Origin of the sequence: Vibrio sp. 16 (assembly GCF_963681195.1) — a bacterium.
GTDB lineage: Bacteria > Pseudomonadota > Gammaproteobacteria > Enterobacterales > Vibrionaceae > Vibrio > Vibrio sinaloensis_D.
In genome coordinates this window covers 1600283-1623039 of the sequence record NZ_OY808997.1, presented here as the reverse complement: position 1 = coordinate 1623039, position 22757 = coordinate 1600283, and the positions used below count along the sequence as shown (strand labels likewise).

The 22757-nt window shown below is 47.4% G+C and carries 24 protein-coding genes, 1 tRNA gene and 1 riboswitch; of the genes, 12 read left to right on the top strand and 13 right to left on the bottom strand.

The window, feature by feature from the left end:
- Positions 1–2 precede the first annotated feature (2 nt).
- Positions 3–662, bottom strand: coding sequence for a ribonuclease T (rnt, locus tag U9J37_RS07160; protein ID WP_322413372.1), 660 nt, complete (start codon positions 660–662; stop codon positions 3–5).
- 226 nt (positions 663–888) lie between these two features.
- On the opposite strand from rnt, the gene motY reads away from it, so the two are divergent.
- Positions 889–1770 (top strand): flagellar protein MotY, encoded by an 882-nt coding sequence (motY, locus tag U9J37_RS07155; RefSeq protein ID WP_322413370.1) that lies wholly within the window; start codon positions 889–891, stop codon positions 1768–1770.
- A gap of 48 nt (positions 1771–1818) precedes the next feature.
- Here motY and U9J37_RS07150 read toward each other — a convergent pair whose 3' ends face one another.
- From U9J37_RS07150 to U9J37_RS07105, 10 genes are all read right to left on the bottom strand, one after another.
- Positions 1819–2256 (bottom strand): DUF2753 domain-containing protein, encoded by a 438-nt coding sequence (locus U9J37_RS07150; protein ID WP_005476910.1) that lies wholly within the window; start codon positions 2254–2256, stop codon positions 1819–1821.
- A 113-nt stretch (positions 2257–2369) separates the two neighbouring features.
- Entirely contained in the window at positions 2370–2786 is a 417-nt protein-coding gene (gloA, locus tag U9J37_RS07145; RefSeq protein WP_005476906.1) for a lactoylglutathione lyase, read from the bottom strand.
- Positions 2787–2797: 11 nt separating this feature from the next.
- Positions 2798–3439, bottom strand: coding sequence for an endonuclease III (gene nth / locus U9J37_RS07140; RefSeq protein ID WP_005476904.1), 642 nt, complete (start codon positions 3437–3439; stop codon positions 2798–2800).
- Between the two features lie 29 nt (positions 3440–3468).
- Entirely contained in the window at positions 3469–4158 is a 690-nt protein-coding gene (locus U9J37_RS07135) for an electron transport complex subunit E (protein ID WP_005476903.1), read from the bottom strand.
- Positions 4151–4786 carry an electron transport complex subunit RsxG gene (rsxG, locus tag U9J37_RS07130; protein WP_322413365.1) on the bottom strand — a complete coding sequence of 212 codons (636 nt, stop codon included), beginning with the start codon at positions 4784–4786 and terminating at the stop codon, positions 4151–4153. Before rsxG ends, U9J37_RS07135 begins: the two co-directional genes overlap by 8 nt.
- Positions 4787–4794: 8 nt before the next feature.
- Positions 4795–5841, bottom strand: coding sequence for an electron transport complex subunit RsxD (gene rsxD / locus U9J37_RS07125; RefSeq protein WP_322413363.1), 1047 nt, complete (start codon positions 5839–5841; stop codon positions 4795–4797).
- Entirely contained in the window at positions 5841–8363 is a 2523-nt protein-coding gene (gene rsxC, locus U9J37_RS07120) for an electron transport complex subunit RsxC (protein ID WP_005476900.1), read from the bottom strand. Before rsxC ends, rsxD begins: the two co-directional genes overlap by 1 nt.
- An 8-nt stretch (positions 8364–8371) precedes the next feature.
- A complete protein-coding gene (gene rsxB / locus U9J37_RS07115; RefSeq protein ID WP_005476909.1) occupies positions 8372–8953 on the bottom strand; it encodes an electron transport complex subunit RsxB in 582 nt (193 codons plus the stop codon).
- Positions 8953–9534: an electron transport complex subunit RsxA gene (rsxA, locus tag U9J37_RS07110; protein WP_005476911.1), complete on the bottom strand. Its 582-nt coding sequence runs from the start codon at positions 9532–9534 to the stop codon at positions 8953–8955. The genes rsxB and rsxA overlap by 1 nt, the downstream gene beginning before the upstream one ends.
- Positions 9535–9782: 248 nt before the next feature.
- Positions 9783–9858, bottom strand: a tRNA-Asn gene (locus U9J37_RS07105).
- A gap of 549 nt (positions 9859–10407) precedes the next feature.
- Between U9J37_RS07105 and uvrB the strand changes: the two genes are divergently transcribed.
- From uvrB to luxU, 3 genes are all read left to right on the top strand, one after another.
- Positions 10408–12438, top strand: a complete 2031-nt coding sequence (uvrB, locus tag U9J37_RS07100; RefSeq protein WP_005473426.1) for an excinuclease ABC subunit UvrB — start codon at positions 10408–10410, stop codon at positions 12436–12438.
- Between the two features lie 260 nt (positions 12439–12698).
- Positions 12699–14093 carry a quorum-sensing sigma-54 dependent transcriptional regulator LuxO gene (gene luxO, locus U9J37_RS07095; protein WP_005473429.1) on the top strand — a complete coding sequence of 465 codons (1395 nt, stop codon included), beginning with the start codon at positions 12699–12701 and terminating at the stop codon, positions 14091–14093.
- 2 nt (positions 14094–14095) lie between these two features.
- Positions 14096–14440 carry a quorum-sensing phosphorelay protein LuxU gene (gene luxU, locus U9J37_RS07090; protein ID WP_190277913.1) on the top strand — a complete coding sequence of 115 codons (345 nt, stop codon included), beginning with the start codon at positions 14096–14098 and terminating at the stop codon, positions 14438–14440.
- Here luxU and U9J37_RS07085 read toward each other — a convergent pair.
- The gene (locus U9J37_RS07085) at positions 14426–15313 is read right to left on the bottom strand and encodes a YvcK family protein (RefSeq protein ID WP_005473350.1); all 888 of its coding nucleotides are present in this window, start codon (positions 15311–15313) and stop codon (positions 14426–14428) included. The genes luxU and U9J37_RS07085 overlap by 15 nt on opposite strands.
- A gap of 177 nt (positions 15314–15490) precedes the next feature.
- A riboswitch (molybdenum cofactor riboswitch) is annotated at positions 15491–15628 on the top strand.
- Here U9J37_RS07085 and moaA point away from each other — a divergent pair.
- The 5 genes from moaA to moaE all read left to right on the top strand — a co-directional run bounded on the left by moaA (position 15617) and on the right by moaE (position 18401).
- The gene (gene moaA, locus U9J37_RS07080) at positions 15617–16606 is read left to right on the top strand and encodes a GTP 3',8-cyclase MoaA (protein ID WP_038213434.1); all 990 of its coding nucleotides are present in this window, start codon (positions 15617–15619) and stop codon (positions 16604–16606) included. Its footprint overlaps the riboswitch before it by 12 nt.
- An 85-nt stretch (positions 16607–16691) precedes the next feature.
- Positions 16692–17204, top strand: a complete 513-nt coding sequence (gene moaB / locus U9J37_RS07075; RefSeq protein WP_005473434.1) for a molybdenum cofactor biosynthesis protein B — start codon at positions 16692–16694, stop codon at positions 17202–17204.
- 12 nt (positions 17205–17216) lie between these two features.
- Entirely contained in the window at positions 17217–17696 is a 480-nt protein-coding gene (gene moaC, locus U9J37_RS07070) for a cyclic pyranopterin monophosphate synthase MoaC (RefSeq protein WP_005473427.1), read from the top strand.
- Positions 17693–17938, top strand: coding sequence for a molybdopterin synthase sulfur carrier subunit (gene moaD, locus U9J37_RS07065; protein ID WP_005473432.1), 246 nt, complete (start codon positions 17693–17695; stop codon positions 17936–17938). The genes moaC and moaD overlap by 4 nt, the downstream gene beginning before the upstream one ends.
- A gap of 1 nt (position 17939) precedes the next feature.
- Positions 17940–18401: a molybdopterin synthase catalytic subunit MoaE gene (moaE, locus tag U9J37_RS07060; protein ID WP_005473316.1), complete on the top strand. Its 462-nt coding sequence runs from the start codon at positions 17940–17942 to the stop codon at positions 18399–18401.
- A gap of 50 nt (positions 18402–18451) precedes the next feature.
- On the opposite strand, the gene U9J37_RS07055 is transcribed toward moaE, so the two are convergent.
- Positions 18452–19408, bottom strand: coding sequence for a sensor domain-containing diguanylate cyclase (locus U9J37_RS07055; RefSeq protein WP_043887136.1), 957 nt, complete (start codon positions 19406–19408; stop codon positions 18452–18454).
- Between the two features lie 84 nt (positions 19409–19492).
- On the opposite strand from U9J37_RS07055, the gene nrtS reads away from it, so the two are divergent.
- From nrtS to U9J37_RS07040, 3 genes are all read left to right on the top strand, one after another.
- On the top strand, positions 19493–19708 hold the full coding sequence (nrtS, locus tag U9J37_RS07050; protein ID WP_043887135.1) for a nitrate/nitrite transporter NrtS: 216 nt from the start codon (positions 19493–19495) through the stop codon (positions 19706–19708).
- Between the two features lie 106 nt (positions 19709–19814).
- On the top strand, positions 19815–20231 hold the full coding sequence (locus tag U9J37_RS07045) for a CBS domain-containing protein (RefSeq protein WP_005473424.1): 417 nt from the start codon (positions 19815–19817) through the stop codon (positions 20229–20231).
- Positions 20232–20363: 132 nt separating this feature from the next.
- Positions 20364–22670, top strand: coding sequence for a zinc/cadmium/mercury/lead-transporting ATPase (locus U9J37_RS07040; protein ID WP_043887133.1), 2307 nt, complete (start codon positions 20364–20366; stop codon positions 22668–22670).
- The last annotated feature ends 87 nt before the right edge of the window (positions 22671–22757 follow it).

Genomic DNA, 22757 nt, shown 5'->3' with positions numbered 1-22757 from the left:
TATTAATTATTGTTCTCGGCATCAGCGTCAATGAGTGGCCAACCCCCTAGGGCTTTCCATTTATTGACGATGCCGCAAAAAAGCTCTGCTGTTTTTTTTGTGTCATAGAGAGCAGAGTGGGCTTCTTTGTTGTCAAATTCCATCCCAGCAGCTTTACACGCTTTGGCTAACACAGTTTGCCCGTAAGCGAGGCCGCTTAGCGTTGCGGTGTCGAAGGTTGCGAAGGGATGGAAAGGGACTCGTTTAAGCTTGCTACGGTCACTGGCTTCCATGACGAAGCTGTGATCAAACTGAGCATTGTGCGCGACGATGATGGCACGACTGCAATCGGCCGCTTTTTGCTCTTTGCGTACTAGCTTGTAAATTTCTTTGAGTGCTTCTGACTCGGGAATTGCGCCACGAAGTGGGCTAAATGGGTCACGAAGACCGATAAAGTCGAGCGCCTCTTTTTCGATATTGGCGCCTTCGAATGGCTCAACATGAAAGTGAATGGTCGATGCGGGTTGGAGATCGCCGCTGTCATCCATTTTTAAAGTAACGGCACAAATTTCCAAAAGTGCATCGGTTTTGGCGTTGAACCCTGCAGTTTCAACATCGATAACTACGGGGAAATAGCCGCGAAAGCGTTTTTTAAGCGTCAATGCTTCGTTTTCTACAGTCATGTTGGCTTATAATTGTGTGACAAGGGCAGCATTATTGCAGATTCTTTGATCAAGAAAAACCGCATTGTCGAATTTAAAGTCAATCGTAATTGATAGTTTTATTTTTCCTTGTGTGATGTAGAAGGAATGCCACCTTGGCGAGATTTTTGCATTGTATCTACTGTCTCAACTGAGCGCGGCAATATTCCGCCTCAGCCCATGCTGTCATTAAGAGAAGTAACACACTATGAAGAAGCGGTTTGCAACAGGACTGACACTCGCCTTAGCGACGATTGCACACAACAGTTGGGCAATGGATGTGCGCTACGTGGCTTCGCCACAACAGTCCCAGTGGCAAATGATCACCAATACACCGCTGGAGTGTCGTTTGGTTCATCCCATTCCGAATTATGGCGATGCTGTGTTTTCTTCTTTTGCCAGCAAAAAGATCAATCTTGATTTTGAGTTAAAAATGAAGCGCCCAATGGGGAAAACACGTGATGTTTCCTTAACGTCTATGCCACCGGCGTGGCGTCCGGGGGAAGGAGCTAACCGAATCACCAACATCCGATTTTTCCAGCAGTTTGACGGCTATGTCGGCGGGCAAACGGCGTGGAGTATACTCAGCGAGTTGGAAAAAGGGCGTTATCCAACGTTTAGTTATCAAGAGTGGCAAAGTCGTGATGAGCGTGTGGAAGTCGCGTTGTCATCAGTACTGTTCCAGAATTCCTACAATGCGTTTAGTGACTGTATCTCGAATTTATTGCCGTATAGCTTTGAAGATATCGCCTTTACGATTCTTCACTATGACCGAACCAGTGTTGAGTTAAACAAGCAATCACAGAAGCGTTTAGCGCAAATCGCGGAGTATATTCGTCATAATCAAGATATTGATTTGGTGTTGGTGTCCACTTACACCGATGCAGAAGACAGCAAGAGCGCCAGTCAAAATCTTTCAGAACGACGAGCTGAAGTGCTGCAAGATTACTTTAAGTCGTTAGGTTTACCTGAAGATCGCATTCGAGTGCAGGGCTATGGCAAACGACGCCCTGTGGATGATAACGCATCACCGATCGGAAAAGACCGAAACCGAAGGGTGGTGATTTCTCTGGGGCGAACTCAGGTCTAAAACGAAAATAGCCAGCATGTCGCTGGCTATTTTGATCAGAATCGGTGATTAGTTTAAACGGAACTTAGCAATAAGATTGCAGTTGGTCGCGGTGTCGATATCTTGCACTAGCTGGGCAATTTTCGGATTGGGATGGCGCTTCATAAACTCGATCAACGCTTTTTTACAACACCCCATCGAATCGATAAAGGCGTCACAATCACTGTTTGGACATTGTGGAACCAAGGTTAAAACTTTTTCAGATGCGAGTTGAAGGTATTTAAGCTCGTAGGGTACATCACCCATCTGGCGCCAGAACATCGCCATATTGTGACAAGATATCACCGAAATCATTAAGCGATCTTCGACGTCAACGTCATCGGCATCTCCGATACGCTCACTGAGTGTTAATGCTTGTTGATAGTGAAGAATACTCCGTAAGTGATCCTCTTCATTCATTGCCATGTCTGCGAGCAATGTATGTTTCTCCCACTCTGCAATACCCATGATCTCATTCTCCTCGTGATTAGTAGAGTGAGATTAAATGATAATTATTATCAAGTAAAGGTTAAAAAATAAGACAGCGTGTTGCTGCCTTATTCCATACTTGATTCGGTCGTTTAACCTTCTAGCCCCGCTGTGGCCGATTTGTTCTGAATAAGCTCGATCATGTAGCCATCAGGGTCTTTCACAAAGGCAATATGTGTTGAACCACCTTTTACTGGGCCTGGCTCTCGGGTCACGTTGCCACCTGCCGCTTTGATTGCGTCACAAGTGGTGTAGATGTCGTCGACACCTATTGCGATATGGCCAAATGCGGTACCAAGGTCGTACTCACTCGTACCCCAGTTGTAAGTTAACTCAATCACGGCACCTTGCGATTCATCACCATAACCTAAGAATGCAAGCGTGTATTCGTACTGCTTGTTTTCATTGGTGCGAAGTAGAGTCATTCCCATGACTTCGGTGTAAAACTGGATTGATTTATCAAGATCACCTACGCGAAGCATAGTGTGCAGAATGCGTCCGTTTGACATTGTTCACTCTCCTAACTTTCTGGATAGACTTTTTCTTTGAATTCACACAGGTCTTCAATAATACAGCTTCCGCAGCGCGGCTTGCGCGCCACACAAGTATAGCGGCCATGAAGAATGAGCCAGTGATGGACATCCAATTTGAATTCTTTGGGTACGACCTTAAGCAATTTCTCTTCAACTTGGTCGACATTTTTGCCCATAGCAAATTTAGTGCGATTGGATACACGGTAGATGTGGGTATCGACGGCAATGGTAGGCCAACCAAAGGCCGTATTGAGCACCACATTCGCCGTTTTACGCCCGACACCCGGCAAGGCTTCTAGTGCCTCGCGATCTTCTGGTACTTCACCATTGTGTTTTTCCAATAAGATCTGACACGTTTTAATCACGTTCTCAGCTTTCGAGTTAAACAAGCCGATGGTCTTAATGTACTCTTTGACACCATCCACCCCTAAATCAAACAATCCCTGAGGGGTGTTGGCAACAGGGTAGAGCTTATCCGTTGCTTTGTTGACACTGACATCGGTGGCTTGCGCTGAAAGCAGGACCGCAATCAACAACTCAAAAGGGGTGCTCCAGTTGAGCTCGGTTTGCGGGTTTGGGTTGTCTGCTCTCAGCCGTTCTAATATTTGACGGCGTTTATCTTTGTTCATTTGAGGCTGCTTTCCAGTGTTTTTTATTGTTAGTTTGTTACTCGCGCTCGTTCTATCGTTGGTTTTTCTTGTTTTGGTTGGCGAGCTTCAAGTTGTTTATCGATGATATTTTTGACGGCAATGAGTAGCCCCACACCAATAAAGGCACCCGGAGGGAGAAGGGCAAGCAAGAAGCTGTTATCAAACTGAAAGACTTCGATTCTCAACGCTTTGGCCCATTCACCAAGTAGTAAGTCTGCACCATCAAATAAAGTGCCATTGCCTATCACTTCACGCATTGCACCGAGAACGACTAACACGCTTGTCATGCCCATTCCCATCCAAAAACCATCTTGCGCAGACGGTAAAACATCATTTTTAGATGCGAAGGCTTCTGCGCGGCCAATGATGATGCAGTTGGTTACGATCAGTGGAATGAAAATCCCAAGCGACAGGTACAAACCATAGGCGTATGCGTTCATTAATAGCTGAACACAGGTCACCAGTGCGGCAATGATCATTACAAACACTGGGATACGCACTTCTTTTGGTACGTAGTCGCGTACTAGAGAAACGGTGACGTTGGATCCGACGAGAACCAACAGCGTGGCGATACCCAGTCCAAGTGCGTTGGTGACAGTGGAAGAGACCGCCAACAGTGGACAAAGCCCGAGGAGCTGCACCAGTGCGGGGTTGTTGTCCCACATGCCATTTTTAATCAGTGCTTTGTGTTCACTCATTGTTGCCTCCGCAGTTTAGAGGTTGGTTGAGAATTTGCTCACGATGTGTGTTGACGTAAGAGACGGTATTCTTGACGGCTTTTACGACAGCACGCGGTGTAATGGTTGCCCCAGTAAACTGATCGAATTGCCCGCCATCTTTACGCACTTTCCAGGTTGATTGGTTTTCTTCAGTTACCGTTTTGCCCGAAAAACTCAACATCCAATCGCTGACACGCAGGTCAATCTTGTCACCTAAGCCAGGTGTTTCTTGATGGCTTAGAATACGTGAACCAAGAACTTTTCCGTTTTGTGCAATGCCAACAATCAATTTGATCGCGCCATTGTAGCCATCAGGTGCAATGGCTTCGATGGCCAATGCAGAGGGTTGTCCTGAGATCGATGCCATGTAAACCGGCATAGGTTGTTCGGTGCCTAAAGCAGAGTCACTGACAAGTGTGCAGGCTTGATATAGATCGTTGTCATGCAACTCTTGAGGAATCACTTGGTTGAGTACTGACAACAGCTGAGCTTGCTCTTGCTGGTGGATCTGGTCTTTGGTTAAGTAGTGCGTCAACGCGACTAAGCCTGTGGAAGCACAAGCAAATGCGGCAAGGACAACACCATTTTTACGAATTGCGTTTAACATGCTGCTCCTTAGTGTCCATAGGTACGTGGCTTAGTGTAATAGTCGATCAGAGGGACGCACATATTGCCTAAAAGAACGGCAAAAGCGACACCGTCTGGGAAGCCGCCCCAGCTTCGAATAATAAACACCATCACACCTATGAAAGCACCGAATATCAAACGTCCCTTAACCGTGGTTGACGCAGAGACTGGGTCAGTTGCGATAAAAAACGCGCCTAGCATGGTTGCCCCAGAGAGCAGGTGCAGTATTGGTGAAGCGGTTTCACCCGGAGCCAATAATAGGAACAGGCCACTTGCCGCCGTTAGACCCAGTAAAAAGCTGACGGGAATATGCCAACTAATGACGCGAAGTTTAATTAACGCAAGACCGCCAATCAGATACGCTAAGTTCACCCATTCCCAGCCAATGCCAGCAAGAGCGCCAAATTGTGGCTGAGACATCGCTTCGCTCGCGGTATTTCCGGTAAGAAGGGCTGTCTTAAACGCATCCAGTGGCGTTGCCATCGTAACCCCATCGATACCTGTGCGAATTTGTTGCAGCGATAGACCATCTAAGTTGAATCCGGTAAAGATGAGCGAGAATGCATCCCCCATTGAGATAGATGTCGCTTGCAGCTCATTCGGTGATACCCAGCTTGTCATCTGGACAGGGAAAGAGATGAGCAAGACGACATAAGCGACCATGGCAGGATTGAATAGGTTCTGTCCTATGCCGCCATACAAGTGCTTCGCGATGACAATGGCAAAAATAAGACCGATGACAACAATCCACCAAGGAGAGAATGGTGGAATGGCGATCGCAAGCAACCAAGCGGTTACTACGGCGCTGTTGTCACGCAGTGCCGACATCGGAGAGCGCTTGCGGCAAACCATCACTAACGCTTCTAGGCTTAAGCCGACAGCTAAAGCGAGTATTAGCTGAATTAGGGTTCCCCAACCAAAGAAGTAGGTTTGTGCTGCCAAGCCTGGTAGTGCACATAAGGCAACCCACTTCATTAGGTCAGGAGTGCTTCTGCGACTGTGCGCATGGGGTGAGCTGGCAATAAAAAAGGCCACTACTCTTTCTCCTCAGAATTTTGTTGTTCTTTTGCTTGTTGTTGCGCAGCTTTGCGCGCTTTGGCTCGTGCAATGGCAGCAGCAACAGCAACTTTTTTCGGATCGTCCGCTTGAGCAGGCTCAGTCTCGGCTTCCTCAACTTGCGGCTTCGCTTCTGGTTGAGCTTGCTCTGCTTCTTGCGCAGCTTTACGCGCTTTTGCTCGTGCAATGGCAGCAGCGACAGCGGCTTTTTTCGGATCGTCCGCTTGAGCAGGTTCAGCCTCGGCTTCCTCAACTTGCGGCTTAGTTTCCGGTTGAGTTTCCTCTGCTCCTTGCGCGGCTTTACGCGCTTTAGCTCGTGCAATGGCAGCAGCAACGGCGGCTTTTTTCGGATCGTCTGCTTGCGCAGGCTCAACCTCGGTTTCCTCAATTTGAGGCTTCGCTTCTGGTTGAGCTTGATCTGTTTGTTGCGCGGCTTTGCGCGCTTTTGCTCGTGCAATGGCAGCTGCTACAGCGGCTTTTTTCGGATCGTCCGCCTGTACAGGCTCAGCTTCGGTTTCCTCAACTTGCGGCTTAGTTTCCGGTTGAGTTTGCTCTGCTCCTTGTGCAGCTTTACGCGCTTTTGCTCGTGCAATAGCTGCAGCTACAGCGGCTTTTTTCGGGTCTCCCGCTTGAGCAGGTTCAGCTTCGGCTGCCTCAACTTGAGGCTTAGCTTCCGGTTGAGCTTCCTCTGCTCCTTGCGCGGCTTTGCGCGCTTTTGCTCGTGCGATGGCAGCAGCAACAGCGTCTTTTTTGTCTGAGCTGTCAGCACTATGCTCTGAAGGCGATTGTTGAGCTTTTTGTGCTTTTCGCTCACGAGCTTGGCGTTTACGTTCCTCACGCAACTTCATCATTTCGGAATTGTCGGGTTCGCTACTGCCTGAATGTTGCGCAGCAGCCTGCTTCGCCTTCGCTTTGGCAATGGCAGCGGCAACCGCAGGTTTCACCTCATTTTCAGCAGCTGCATTATCCGATTTTTGCGCTTTTACGCGTGCGATAGCGGCGGCGATCGCATCATCACTGCCAGAGTTTTTCATCTCTTTGCGACGATCGTCGGCCGCTTTCTTGAAGCGATTTTCTCGTTCGGCTTTATCTCGCTCCATGCGCGCTTTTTTCTCTTCAAAGCGTATTTTCGCGCGCTCTGCCGCTTCCGCTTCTTCTTTACGAGTGCGAATTTCTGCTTTTGCTTGGCGGTAGTATTGAACAAGTGGAATTTCACTCGGGCAGACAAACGCACACGCCCCACATTCAATACAGTCTTTTAGGTTTAGCTCTTCACACTTATCGAACTCTTCAGCTTTGGCGTGCCACTGGAGTTGTTGAGGAAGCAATGACGCGGGGCAGACTTCTGCACACTGACCGCAACGAATACACGCCATCTCATAGTGGTCTGGTGAGATCTCTTTGCGAGTCGGTGCGAGGATGCAGTTTGCGGTTTTGGTGATGGGCACATTGGCATGTGGCAAGGTGAACCCCATCATAGGGCCGCCCATAATTAGGCGAGGCAGTTTTTTATCGGCTTTGTAGCCAAATTCATCGAGCAGCGCTTGCACAGGAGTACCGATTCGCGCCCAAACGTTTCTTGGCTGCTTAAAGGTATCGCCTGTTAAAGTAACGATGCGCTCGATAAGTGGTTCGCCGTCGCAAACCGCGCGCTTGATAGCCTGTAGCGAGCCGACATTTTGCACCAGCAAACCAATATCTGCAGGTATCCCATTTGCTGGCACTTCTTTATTGGTAAGAATTTTGATGAGCTGTTTCTCACCACCAGAAGGGTATTTGGTCGGAATCACTCGGATGACAATGTCTTTATTCAGTGCCGCGTGTTGTAGAGCCGCGACCGCGTTTGGTTTATTGTCTTCAATGCCAATGATGGTCAGTTTCGGCTTGAGAATATGCTCAACAATTTCGATACCTTGGATGATTTCGTCGGCATGTTCTTGCATCAACATGTCATCTGCGGTGATGTACGGTTCACACTCCGCCGCGTTGACGATTAATATCTCAGTACGTGCTAAGCCAGATTGAATCTTCTTCGCCGTCGGGAAGCCTGCGCCACCCATGCCTGAAATACCCGCTTGGCGGATAATTTCAATTAGTTCATCAGGGGAGGATTGGCGATAGTCTTCCACGCATGCGCGATCTATCCAGGTCTCTTCGCCATCTGGATGAATGACAATGCACAGCTCAGATAATCCTGAAGGGTGAGCGGTTGTTCTATGCTCTATCGCTACAACCTTGCCGGAGGTTGGAGCGTGGATAGGTAGCATAAAGCTGGTGTCGTACTTGGTTAGGGCTTCGCCTTTTTTGACCTCGTCACCCACATTCACGGTTATCGTACCCGGTTTGCCAATGTGCTGTTTGACAGGCAAGACAATCTCGCTAGGGAGACTGGCACGCGCGATGGGTGATTGAATGGACTGTCGCTTGTTTTCTGGTGGGTGAATACCGCCTGGAAAATCCCAGAGAGCGCCCGTTCTAATTTGTTCGATTAATGACAACATACCAGTCCTTAATTCACACTTTTCTGCTTGGCTGCAGAATCGGTAATATCAACAACAGGAATGGCGTCCAGTTGCCATTTCCAGTTCGCTGTAGTGGTTTCTACAGGAATCATTTCAATACAATCTGTCGGACAAGGCGCGACACACAGATCGCAGCCTGTACATTCATCTTTTATGACGGTGTGCAGTGCCTTAGTGCCACCCACGATGGCATCGACAGGACAAGCTTGGATGCACTTAGTACAGCCGATGCACATATCTTCATGAATAAAGGCAACGGTCTTAACATCATCCAGTTCGTGGGCTGACTCTGTAGCTTCTACGCCCATTAAATCCGCCAGTTTTTCAATCGTAGCTTGCCCGCCTGGAGGACACTTATTAATGGCATCGCCGTTCGCGATCGCTTCTGCATACGGGCGACAGCCTGGGTACCCGCACTGACCACATTGAGTCTGAGGTAAGATGTGGTCGATCTGGTCTACGATAGGATCCGCTTCCACTTTAAAGCGAATAGAAGCAAAGCCAAGAATCGCGCCAAATACGGCAGCCAATGCTGCTACGGCTAATACCGCAATTAGAATCGAGCTCATTACAATTTCACCAACCCAGTAAAGCCCATGAATGCCAGCGACATAAGTCCTGCGGTAATCATTGCGATAGATGCACCTTTAAAGGGAGCGGGTACGTCAGCCGCGGTAATACGTTCACGCATGGAAGCAAACAGAATCAGCACTAACGAGAATCCCACCGCAGCACCAAAACCATAAATGATGGATTCAATAAAGTTATGGTTTTCATTGATATTGAGTAACGCGACACCCAGAACCGCACAGTTGGTCGTGATAAGGGGTAAGAAAATCCCCAGTAAGCGGTAGAGTGTTGGGCTGGTTTTATGGACCACCATTTCCGTGAACTGTACGACAACAGCAATCACTAGAATGAAGCTCATGGTCCTGAGATATTGAAGACCAAGAGGCGCTAGAATGTAGTTTTCAACAAGGTAGGCGCACACGGAGGCGAGGGTCAAAACGAACGTTGTCGCTAACCCCATTCCGATTGCTGTTTCCAGTTTTTTTGACACGCCCATAAATGGACATAAGCCCAAAAACTTCACCAGTACAAAGTTGTTTACTAGGACAGTGCCTACCAACAACAAAAGATATTCGGTCATAGTTATTTATTTGAGAAATTCCGATCCCGATATTATCGTGCTTTGCCAAGCCAATAACAACCAAGGAAAGATAAGGTTTTATGCTGTTGAGTGAAATTTATACGGATTTGGTGGCAAAAAGTCGCACGAAATATCGATAGAGAGGGTCGTCGATGCTTATCAGATGGGTGTAGCGCGATCGAACTTAGGTTGTAAACGCCATCAATACGAAAAAAGCCCAATCTCTCGATTGGGCTTTTCTCTAAATCTGGCTCCTCCTGCTGGGCTCGAACCAGCGACCTGCGGATTAACAGTCCGTCGCTCTACCAACTGAGCTAAGGAGGAATTGCTTTAAGCGGGGCGAATCTTAACGATCCAGTTTGACCCTGTCAATACTAAATAGGCTGTGAATGATGATTTTTTGCGTAATAAAAAACTTTACTTTCTTGTAGCCCTTATCAGACAAAGGCTAGATTTACTTATCCACCAAAATTGTGGATAACTATGTTAATTAAACTTGAGCAATTAATAAACAATCGATTTGTAGAGTATTAAGTCTAAAAATAATCAATAAAGATCATTTTGTAACCGGTTGTATAATAAAGCGTCAGGTTAATTTTTAGTCATTTGGTGACTAAATTGGATCGAGTGGATCATTTCTGTGATCAAGTGATGTTGCGGGAAAATGTGAATAACTTGTGAGCTATTTGAAAGGCTTTTTGAGAAGTGGTCTCTGCTAGGGCGGAAGATAGTAACAGGATTGAAATTGATGATCTAGCGATCACAGTACAAATTTATTAAAACAGCGAGATATTTTTTCCTCAGCTATTGTTTCTGTATATTTATACAGTCACAATAATGGATTGATGAAAAGTGGATAGGGCCGAGGTGTCTATGGGTAAAGTATTTGAATTGGTATCGGATTATCAGCCATCGGGTGATCAGCCGACCGCCATCAATCAGTTGCTAGAAGGTTTAGATTCAGGGTTAGCCCACCAAACTTTGCTCGGGGTAACAGGGTCTGGTAAGACGTTTACTTTAGCGAATGTGATCGCCAAAGCGCAACGACCAGCCATTCTCTTAGCACCGAATAAAACGCTAGCAGCGCAGCTGTATGGGGAAATGAAATCATTTTTTCCTCACAATGCGGTTGAATACTTTGTCTCGTATTACGACTATTACCAACCAGAAGCCTATGTCCCAACAACAGACACCTTCATTGAAAAAGACGCTTCAGTAAACGCACATATTGAGCAGATGCGTTTGTCTGCCACCAAAGCACTGCTCGAGCGAAAAGATGCCATTATTGTTGCGTCGGTCTCCGCGATTTATGGCTTGGGTGATCCAGAAGCGTATCTGCAAATGATGCTGCATATTCGTCGCGGTGATGTTTTAGATCAGCGCGATATTTTGCGTCGTCTTGCAGAGCTCCAATACAGTCGTAATGATGTTGCCTTTGAGCGCGGTCAATTTCGCGTTAGGGGAGAGGTGATCGACATTTTCCCTGCAGAATCGGATCAAGATGCGGTTCGTATTGAGATGTTTGATGATGAAATTGACTGCATTAGCATTTTTGACCCACTGACCGGTGTGGTAAAACAGCGCGATTTACCACGTTTCACTATTTACCCGAAGACCCACTATGTAACCCCACGTGACCGGATTCTAGATGCGATTGAAAACATCAAGGTCGAATTGGAGTCACGTAAAAAGTATCTCCTAGAAAACAACAAACTGCTTGAAGAACAGCGGATCTCACAGCGTACTCAGTTCGATATAGAAATGATGAACGAACTCGGTTTTTGTTCTGGAATCGAAAACTACTCTCGTTACTTGAGTGGGCGCAAAGAGGGAGAGCCGCCTCCGACTTTGTTTGACTATCTTCCTCATGATGGCCTTCTAATCATCGATGAATCGCACGTCACCGTGCCACAGATTGGCGCCATGTATAAAGGTGACCGTTCTCGTAAAGAGACCTTGGTAGAGTTTGGTTTTCGCCTACCTTCGGCACTTGATAACCGACCAATGAAGTTTGAGGAGTTTGAATCTATTGCTCCGCAAACCATTTTTGTCTCAGCGACGCCCGGTAATTATGAGCTGGAAAAATCTGACAACGAGATCGCTGATCAGGTGGTTCGTCCTACTGGCTTACTTGACCCTGAATTAGAAGTGCGCCCTGTGGCAACCCAAGTTGATGACCTGTTGTCTGAGATTCGAATTCGCTCTGTTAAAGATGAGCGTGTTCTGGTTACCACACTCACTAAGCGTATGGCGGAGGATTTGACTGAGTACCTTACGGAACATGATGTGAAAGTGCGCTATCTCCACTCTGATATTGATACGGTTGAGCGTGTTGAAATTATCCGCGACCTGCGCCTGGGTGAGTTCGATGTCTTGGTCGGCATCAACTTGTTACGTGAGGGCTTGGACATGCCGGAAGTGTCTTTAGTTGCGATCCTAGATGCCGACAAAGAAGGTTTCCTTCGCTCCGAACGGTCATTAATTCAGACCATTGGTCGTGCTGCGCGAAATGTCAGTGGTAAAGCGATCCTGTACGCGGATTCGATCACCAAATCGATGAAGAAAGCGATGGATGAGACCAATCGCCGTCGTGAGAAGCAGCAGGAATACAATGCAAAAATGGGCATTGAACCACAAGCTCTGAAACGCAACATTAAAGACATCATGGAGCTCGGTGATATCACCAAGAGTAAGAAGCAGCGTGTGAGTAAAGCGGTACCGTTATCGAAGGTAGCGGAATCGTCACAACGTTATGATGTCATGACACCACAACAGCTTGAGAAAGAGATCAGCAAACTAGAAGCGCAAATGTATCAACATGCACAAGACCTGGAGTTTGAATTGGCGGCAGAAAAGCGCGATCAGATCGAAAAACTGCGTCAGCAATTTATCGCCAACAGTTAACGGTTTTATCAAGATAAAAAAATAGCCAATAGATAAAGTATCTATTGGCTGTAATTTGTGAATAATACATTCACTAACAACGTCAGTTGGCTAGGTGACCCATGAGGGTCATAGTAGTTTTAGCAGATACCGTGCCACAAATATTGTGCGTGATTCATCCAAATTCCTACTAATTTTTGCCAAAATAGCCCAATCAATTTGCAAAATGCAAAGCGCAATGCAATCATTTAACAAATTGCAAAATAATAATTGGCTAGGCTATGCAAGAACACACAGATAATCAGAACGCAAAATATTTGCTGATGGTTGAGGATACCGCGTCTGTCGCGGCTCTTTATCGTTCCTATCTAACCCCGCTTTGCATCGACATCAATATTGTCGGTACAGGACGGGATGCAATCGAAAGCCTTAACTTTCGAACCCCCGACCTTATTCTCCTTGATTTGCGTCTTCCCGATATGACAGGGATGGATGTACTTTACGCGGTGAAAAAGAAAAACCCAGACGTGCCAGTTGTATTTATGACCGCGCATGGCTCTATCGATACGGCGGTAGAGGCGATGCGTCACGGCGCACAGGATTTCTTAATTAAGCCCTGTGAAGCCGACCGACTGCGTGTCACCGTCAACAATGCATTACGCAAAGCGAGTAAGTTGAAAAACGAGGCTGACTATCCAGGTAACCAGGGCTATCAAGGGTTTATCGGTAGTAGTCAGACAATGCAGGCGGTTTATCGAACCATTGACTCTGCGGCGTCGAGTAAAGCCAGTATCTTCATCACCGGTGAGAGTGGTACGGGTAAAGAGGTGTGTGCAGAAGCGATCCATGCAACCAGCAAGCGCGGTGATAAACCGTTTATCGCGATTAACTGTGCTGCGATTCCAAAAGACTTGATTGAAAGTGAACTGTTCGGTCACGTTAAAGGGGCATTTACCGGTGCCGCGACCGATCGTCAAGGAGCGGCTGAACTGGCCGATGGCGGAACTCTGTTTCTTGATGAGTTGTGTGAAATGGATCTCGACTTACAGACCAAGCTTTTGCGTTTTATTCAGACAGGCACCTTCCAGAAGGTGGGATCGTCTAAAATGAAAAGCGTGGATGTTCGTTTTGTGTGCGCGACCAACCGTGACCCTTGGAAAGAAGTGGAGGAGGGGCGTTTTAGGGAAGACTTGTACTACCGTTTGTATGTTATCCCGCTTCACTTACCCCCATTGCGCGAGCGCGGTGACGACATCATTGAAATTGCCTATTCGCTGCTGGGCTTTATGTCAAAAGAAGAAGGTAAGGATTTCGTCCGCTTATCTCCGCAGGTAGTAGATCGATTTGCCAGCTACGAGTGGCCAGGAAATGTGCGCCAATTGCAAAATGTGTTGCGTAATGTTGTGGTGCTCAATAATGGCAAGGAAATTGATTTGTCTATGTTGCCTCCGCCATTAAACAAACCGACGGAGAACCAAATTCGGGTTGATTTGCCTGTGTCTGATGAGTTTTCAGTGCAAGACATTTTCCCACTTTGGTTAACGGAAAAGCGAGCCATTGAGCAAGCTATTAAGGCATGTGATGGCAATATCCCTAAAGCGGCGGGCTATTTGGATGTCAGTCCATCGACCATCTATCGCAAGCTGCAATCATGGAATTTGAAGGAAACACAGTAATTATCATGGATGTATTAAACAAAGAGAAAATTGAGCGTTTGGCCAGCGAGATTGGCGCGGACAATGTCCCCATTCTCCTTGATATATTCTTAGGCGAGCTGGCCCAGTACAAAAGCAAGCTGACTGATGATGCGAGCTTGGATGTGGTGTCTTATCTAAAAGAGATCAGTCATGCACTCAAAAGTAGTGCTGCGAGCTTTGGGGCTGAGGTGCTGTGTGCTTATGCCATAGAGTTGGATTCTATGGCAAAAGCCGGTCAATCGTTTGACCCAAACAGTAGCCGAGACAAGATGATTGACCTACTGAGTGAAACCGAATCGCACTATCAGCGTTTAGTTTCTCAGTAAGGCATCAATAGCGTCATGCAGTTTGTCTCGGTCATGACGCCAGTCCCGATTGGGTGAAGCGAGCGGTGTGGTGACACAGTTCCACTCTTCTAGTTCAGGGTGCGCTTCTTCGCCTAGCACCACGTCTATCTGTCGGCCTTGGCAGGCTCGCTCGCACCATTCCAGTTTTTCACGCAAACTCATTTTACCGGCGGGGCCGAATTCAGGCGATAAGTTCTCAACGAATATAAGCTGAGCTTTCTTGTTGTTGGCGATCGCGCGACCAACTTCTGACAGGAGCAATGGCGGCATAATACTGGTCAAAAAACTGCCCGGACCGAGAATAATGGCATCCGCTTGCTCAATGGCGATCACGCCTTCTTTTGTCGCAGGGACTTCTGGCTCCAAATCAAGCCTAACCAATTTTTCCGGCATCTCATCAACACTGGTTTCGCCAGTCACCCAGTGTCCTTCCGTCGATAGCGCTTTTAAATCTGAAGGATGTTCAGACATCGGAATGATATTGACATCCACTTTGAGCATGTTGCGGATTAGGTTTGTGGCATCGAGAGGACGCACTGATAAGTTGTCTAATGCGGTGAGCATGAGGTTACCCAAATTGTGGCCGTCAAGTTCACCAGAGCCTTTGAAACGGTATTCAAACATCATTGAACTGATGGAAGGATCGGTAATCAACTGATTGATGCAGTTACGCGTATCGCCCCATGCAATGCCGCCTTGGCAGCTGCGGATTCGGCCAGTAGAGCCGCCGTTGTCTGTGGTTGCAACGATTCCCGTTGCGTTCTCGCCGAAGTCTTTTAAAGCCGCAAGAATACGACCAAGGCCATGCCCACCGCCGATCGCCACCACTTTTTTGCTTGAATACAAAGTCATTATTTTCGTCTTATTTTTTTATAACCAACTACAATTTAGAATATTGTATTAATAGGAGATACTCAAAACGAGGTATTTTGAGTTACGTGCATGTTTTTTTGACCTCGAGGGTAGAAACACGCACGAATATTAAGTATTTTACTCGACAGCTGCTGGTGGTGTACATATTACGCGAACCAGTTGCCATAACTCCGAGCTCTGCGGGCTAAGTTTGTAAATAAATAAGCGTGTAGAGCCAGTGACAAGTTGTCACAAGGGCAAGGTTGGAAATGACGTTGCCTCCCGTGTTTGGAAAGGTGTTCCGTGGCGCAACAATTCGAAGATAAATTTCATCGCAAGTTTTATTACTTGCGTCTTTCCGTTACTGACGTTTGTAACTTTAAATGCACATATTGCTTGCCTGATGGCTATAAACCATCGGGGCAGAAAAACTCGTCTTTTTTATCCGTACCTGAAATTAAGCGCGTCGTTCGCGCGTTTGCCGATTGTGGTACGTCAAAAGTCCGCATCACTGGTGGTGAGCCAAGCCTGCGCAAAGACTTCAACGATATTATCCATACGGTGTCTGAAACACCCGGTATCACCAAAGTCGCGACGACGACAAACGGCTATCGGATGGAAAAGCAGGTCGCTGACTGGAAGCAAGCTGGGCTGACGCACATTAATGTCAGCGTTGACAGCTTAGATCCTCGCATGTTCTATCAAATTACGGGTGAGAATAAATTCTCTGAAGTGATGTCGGGGATTGATCGCGCGTTTGAAGTCGGGTACGAACAAGTCAAAGTCAATGTCGTGTTGATGAAAGATCTCAACGCCAATGAGTTGCCCGCCTTTCTCAACTGGATCAAACATCGTCCAATTCAACTGCGTTTTATCGAACTGATGCAGACCGGGGAGATGGATGAACTGTTCCACAAGCACCACGTTTCTGGCGTAGCGATTCGTAATCAACTGATTGCGAACGGTTGGCTTCTGAAGGTTCGCGCGAACAACGATGGGCCCGCTCAAGTGTTTGTCCACCCAGATTATCAAGGTGAGATTGGCTTGATCATGCCTTACGAAAAAGACTTTTGTGAGAGTTGCAACCGACTTCGGGTCTCCGCTAAGGGTAAGCTGCATTTATGCTTGTTTGGCGATCATGGCGTTGAGTTACGCGACCTTCTTCAGCAAGACTCACAAGAAGATGCGTTGATTCAACGCATCCAAGAACAGTTACAAACAAAATCCGTCAGTCACTTCCTGCACGATGGAAACTCCGGTATGACGCCACATCTTGCGTCTATCGGCGGCTAATCACTGACAACACGTTATTATCTTTATCTTGGTTAAGCGTTGTACTTGGCCAAATCAGAACAAATTGACTACAGGTAGGTGAACAATGGGTCACGCAGAGAGCAAATTTCAACCAGCAAACATTGCCGTATTGACGGTATCTGACACACGTACCGAAGAAAATGATACGTCGGGCGGCTATCTTGTTGAACACGCGAAAGAAGCGGGTCACAACGTTGTGGACAAGCAGATCGTCATCGATGATATGTACAAAATTCGCGCGATTGTTTCTCAATGGATCGCTGACGAAAATGTTCAAGCCATTATGATTACAGGTGGCACGGGCTTTACCTCGCGTGATAGCACGCCAGAAGCGCTGAAACCACTGTTCGACAAAGAAGTGGAAGGATTTGGTGAGTTGTTCCGTATGGTGTCATACGAAGAGATCGGCACGTCGACGATTCAGTCACGTGCGATTGCTGGATTTGCTAACCATACGGTGATTTTTGCTATGCCAGGGTCAACGGGCGCTTGTCGCACGGGCTGGACGAAGATCATCAAGCAGCAGCTGGATGCAAGCCATCGTCCATGTAACTTTATGCCTCACCTATCGGTATAAGTGAGGGACAGTATGAGCGAATTTACGCACATCAATGCGTCGGGCGAAGCTAATATGGTCGACGTGTCAGCGAAAGCAGAAACTGTTCGCGAAGCGCGCGCTGAAGCCTTTGTCCACATGGCTCCTGAGACATTGCAGTTGATTGTTTCTGGCTCTCACCATAAAGGGGACGTGTTCGCGACGGCTAGAATTGCCGGTATTCAGGCGGCGAAGAAAACATGGGATCTGATTCCGCTTTGCCACCCATTGCTGCTTTCTAAAGTTGAAGTACAACTTGAGGCGATTGAAGCTGAAAACATGGTTCGGATTGAATCTGTGTGTAAGCTTGCCGGCAAAACGGGTGTTGAGATGGAAGCACTCACTGCGGCTTCGGTTGCGGCGCTGACTATTTACGACATGTGTAAAGCGGTGCAAAAAGACATGGTGATCGGTCAGGTTCGTTTGCTCGAAAAAACAGGTGGAAAGTCAGGACACTTTAAGGTGGATGCATGATTAAAGTACTTTTCTTCGCACAGACTCGTGAACTCGTAGGCGTGGATGAACTCGAAGTGGAGAGCCAGTTTGAGACAGTAGAAGCGCTGCGTGCTCATCTTGCGACACAAGAAGGTAAGTGGGATCTTGCTCTTGAGCCGGGCAAGCTGCTTGCTGCGGTAAACCAATCTATTGTGCCGCTTGACCATTCGTTAACTGAAGGAGACGAAGTCGCCTTTTTCCCTCCAGTCACGGGTGGCTAACATGGATAAGCGTATTTCTGTTCAAACGGCAGATTTTTCTGTCGGCGCCGAATACGACGCGCTTGCGCAAGGGACTTCGGCAGGTGCGGTTGTCACTTTTACGGGTAAAGTTCGCGATATGAATTTGGGTGATAATGTCACTGGCTTATCGTTAGAGCACTACCCAGGAATGACCGAAAAGGCGCTGGGTGATATTTGTGATCAAGCAGAGCAGCGCTGGCCAATCTTGAACATGCGTGTGATTCATCGCGTTGGGGATTTGGATATCGGCGATCAAATTGTATTTGTTGGCGTGTCTAGTGCCCATCGTGGCGCTGCTTTCGAAGCGTGTGAGTTTGTTATGGATTATTTGAAGACCAAGGCTCCGTTTTGGAAGAAAGAGCGGACAACCGACGCGACACGCTGGGTCGAGTCTCGCGATTCAGATGCCAAAGCCGCCGAGCGTTGGACAGAAAAAAAATAAACTGACCATGCCTTTGATGAGCCCTCCCTTCGTGGAGGGCTTTTTTGATTTCACGTAAGCTGGTGGATGGTGCCGCGCTGCTGATTTTTTGCATGAAACAGCGCTTTATCGGCCAATGCTACAATCTTTTCTGCGGTGGTATGGGTGTCGGTTGCCTGATTGAATTTGATGCCAATGGTGATGGTCAGGTGATTTGCGACAGTTGATGCCTCGTGGGGAATGTTCAAATCCAAAATTGACTGCCTGAGCATTTTAGCCCGCATGAGGGAGTCGTCTTGGCTGAGTCCAGATAGATAGACAAGAAATTCATCCCCTCCGTAGCGAAAACAGAGATCATTGGAACCTGCCCAACCTTGAATCGCTTGGCCGATGGCGATTAACGCGCGATCGCCTTGTATGTGACCATAGTGGTCGTTGTACTGCTTAAAGCAATCGATATCTATCATCAGAATGGCGGAATGTGTCTGGCGTAGGTGAGTTAATTCAATGGCATCGGGCAACAGCACATCGAGTGCGTATCGATTGTACAGTTGGGTCAAATGATCCATGTAGGTGAGCTTTTCAAGTTCAAGCTGTTGGCGAGCCAATGTATCGAGTGCGCGCTTGTACTCCGTGATGTTTCTTACTGTCCAAAGCACCAGATCGGTATTGGGCAGTGGAATGACGAGCGCACTAAAGTGCTGAACATCGGTCGGCCCTTCGACACCGTCGAAACAGGATAAATCTTTGGGATCGAGCGAATATTCAAGTTCTGCGGGTTTTTGGCTTTCTACGACGTCTACGATCACCTGGCTAAACCATACCGCTTTATCGGCCGGAAGTACTTGGTATTGCGTAAGACCTACCAGCGCGTCTGGATTGTGATGGCGTTTTGTATCTCTGCCGCCCCACGCCTCGACATAAATCCCCGATTTATTGATCAGAAAAGTGGGTTCGGGCAGCGACTCAAACACCGAATTGATCATGCTTGGATTCGTGGCAATCGCCTTTGAAAAAGTAGAATTCACTCAGCCCGCCTTTACTGGTTTTCTCAATCCTACCTATAGTTTAGACAGTTTAGAGTACATCGTGATCATACGGAGGTTGTATTTGTGAGTGCTCAAGTGATTAAAAGGTCAATAATTATTGCTGTGGTGGTAGGGACTCTGCTCAACCTTATCAATCAAGGGGACGCACTGGCCACAGGATTAAGCCTAAACTGGTTTAAAGTGATGCTAACTTACTGCGTTCCTTTTGCTGTTTCCCTTGCCAGCAGTTGGTTTACACAACGAGAAATCGAGAAGAAAAATGACTCACTAAAAAGTTGATAGGTAATAGCAATTGTAAAAATTGGTGATTTCCATTTAGTAAAATCAAGAAATTAGACAACAATTACAGTATCAGCAGCGCAGCTTGCACGTTAAGGAGACATAAATGGAATCATTAAAAGTAAAAGACTACATGACACTGCAAGCAGTGACATTTTCCCCTGATATGTCATTGAGTGCCGCTTTAGAAAAGGTACTCGACTCTCGTTACCTAGGCGGTCCGGTGATTAATGATAAAAAAGAAGTTATCGGCTTTTTATCAGGACAAGACCTACTCGATAAACTGATCAAGGTGTCTTACTACTGTCAAGATACTCACATTGTATCTGACTGTATGCATTCGGAAGTGCTGTCGGTGACGTCTGATACATCCATCATTGAATTAGCGGAAATGATGACTGTTGGTAAGCCTAAGGTCTATCCAGTAATCGATAATGGGAAGCTTGTCGGCATTATTACTCGTCGAGATGTGCTACGAGCAATTGGCAAAAACATTGATGACTGTTTTAAGCACCCTGTATAGCGAGGCGTGCCTAGCGATATGAAAGGCGCCTGGTGCGCCTTTTTTCGTTCTCTCCAATTCGTAAAAAGTATTTGACCTTGGAGTCGACTCTAAGGTTTAAGATGAAGGTATATAGAAAAGGGAGATACAATTATGTGCACCAAACATAACGCCTGCCGCTCTAGCAAAATTGCGGTCAATCCTTCACAAGTGGGTTCTTGCTCTAGCCCGAAAATTGTCAGTATACAGATGGCAGGAGTGCCACAAACCGAATCAGACTGTTGTGGATCCAATACTTGCAGTAGCGGTGGCGATCCGTCTGATGAAGAAAGTGAGTCCGGTTCTTCAATAGAGGCTACCTATACTCACAGCTGGAAAGTGAATGGGATGGATTGCCCCTCTTGTGCGCGAAAAATCGAAACTGCAGTTAGTAAGATTGAAGGCATTGTCGAAGCAAAAGTGTTATTTGCCACCGAGAAACTGGTGGTGAAAACCAATCACCAAAACGTTGCTCAAAACGTGGAGAACACCATCCAAGACGCGGGCTTTTCATTCTCGAGCCCCACCAAACCCGAAGCAGCGAAAAAGCAGGGGTTAGCCAAACTTATCGATGGCAATGGTCAAATCCTAAGTATCGCCATCGCGATGTTGGTTGCTGCGCTTATCAAGCCTACTTTGCCTCAAGTAAGTGAGTGGTTATTCGTGCTTACCTGCTTGGCGGGTCTCTATCCTATTGCTAAAAAGGCCGTGTCATTGGCGAAATCGGGCACGCCTTTCGCGATAGAAACGCTCATGAGTGTTGCGGCTCTTGGCGCATTGTATCTTGGTGAAACCGTTGAAGCTGCCATGGTTTTGCTGCTGTTTTTAATTGGTGAACGTTTAGAAGCGTTTGCTGCCTCTAGGGCACGAAGCGGCGTTCAGTCTTTGATGGAATTGGTGCCGGAAAACGCAACTCAGATTATTGACGGCCAACGAGTGGAAGTCTCGGCCAGTGAACTTCAACCCGGTGATATTATCGAGGTTTCGCCCGGTGCACGTTTGCCCGCTGACGGTCAGTTATTGGGTGAAGTGGCGAGCTTTGATGAGAGCGCACTTACCGGAGAATCACTACCCGTTGAGCGTTTTGAAGGTCAGTCAGTCATGGCTGGCGCGGTGGTGGTTGATCGGGTCGTGCGCTTCGTTATTACCTCAAAACAGGGCGAAAACGCAATTGATCGTATTCTTCATCTTATTGAAGAAGCTGAATCTCGCAAAGCACCACTAGAGCGCTTCCTTGATAAATTTAGCCGCTGGTACACACCATTAATGATGGTGGTGGCGCTCCTTGTCATTATTACGCCACCCTTGTTGTTTGCTCAGCCTTGGGAAACATGGGTGTATCGCGGGCTGGCGCTGCTTCTGATTGCATGTCCTTGCGCCTTGGTGATATCGACACCTGCGGCCATTACATCTGGTCTCGCGGCGGCGGCTCGTCGAGGGGCGCTGATCAAAGGTGGCGCAGCACTTGAGCAGTTGGGCAAAATAGAAACGGTAGCGTTTGATAAGACTGGAACCTTAACCAAAGGCCAACCTGAGGTGACGGACATATTGCCTCTAAACGGCTGGAGCGAACAACAACTTCTTGGAAAAGTGGCGGCGATTGAAGTTGGGTCAAGCCATCCTCTTGCAAAGTCCGTGGTACGCAAAGCAGATTCTCTCGGAATTGACATTGTCGAAGCAGAAAGTAAGCAAGCGCTGGTAGGAAGTGGCGTTCAAGGTTATATCGAGGGGATTCTTTACCAAGTGATTGCGCCAAGTAAGCTGACGATGACACTCGACCCTAATACTGACAACCTGATTGGTCAATTGGAAGCGCAAGGTAAGACTGTGGTTGTTGCGACTGCTGGAGAGAACCAAGTGATTGGGCTCATCGCTTGGCAAGATACGCTGCGTGATGATTCAGCTCAGGCGGTCAAAGCACTCAAGGCGTTAGGTATTAACGCTGTCATGTTGACGGGCGATAACCCCAGAAGTGCCTCAGCGATCAGTTCAATGATCGATATTGACTACAAAGCAAGCCTGCTGCCGCAAGATAAAGTGACTTATGTTGAGCAACTCTCGGCAACTGCCAACGTGGCGATGGTGGGGGATGGCATCAATGATGCGCCCGCAATGAAAGCCGCCAGTATTGGTATTGCGATGGGCGGAGGCTCCGATGTGGCATTGGAAACAGCAGACGCTGCGATCACTCATAACCGTTTATTGGAGTTGGCAGGGATGATTGAACTCTCACGTGCAACACTTAACAATATCCGACAAAACGTTGCGTTAGCCTTGGGTCTTAAAGGTGTGTTTCTTATCACCAGTTTGCTTGGTATTACGGGACTTTGGGTGGCGGTGTTAGCAGATAGTGGCGCGACGGCGATCGTGACACTCAATGCGTTAAGGTTGCTTAAATTTAAATCGAGCCAAGACGCATAGTCATCCCCGTTTCATTCATCCGCACAATAACCCTCCCATTTGATGAGAGGGTTATTTTTTATGCAACTTACGTCGCCAATTTGCTAA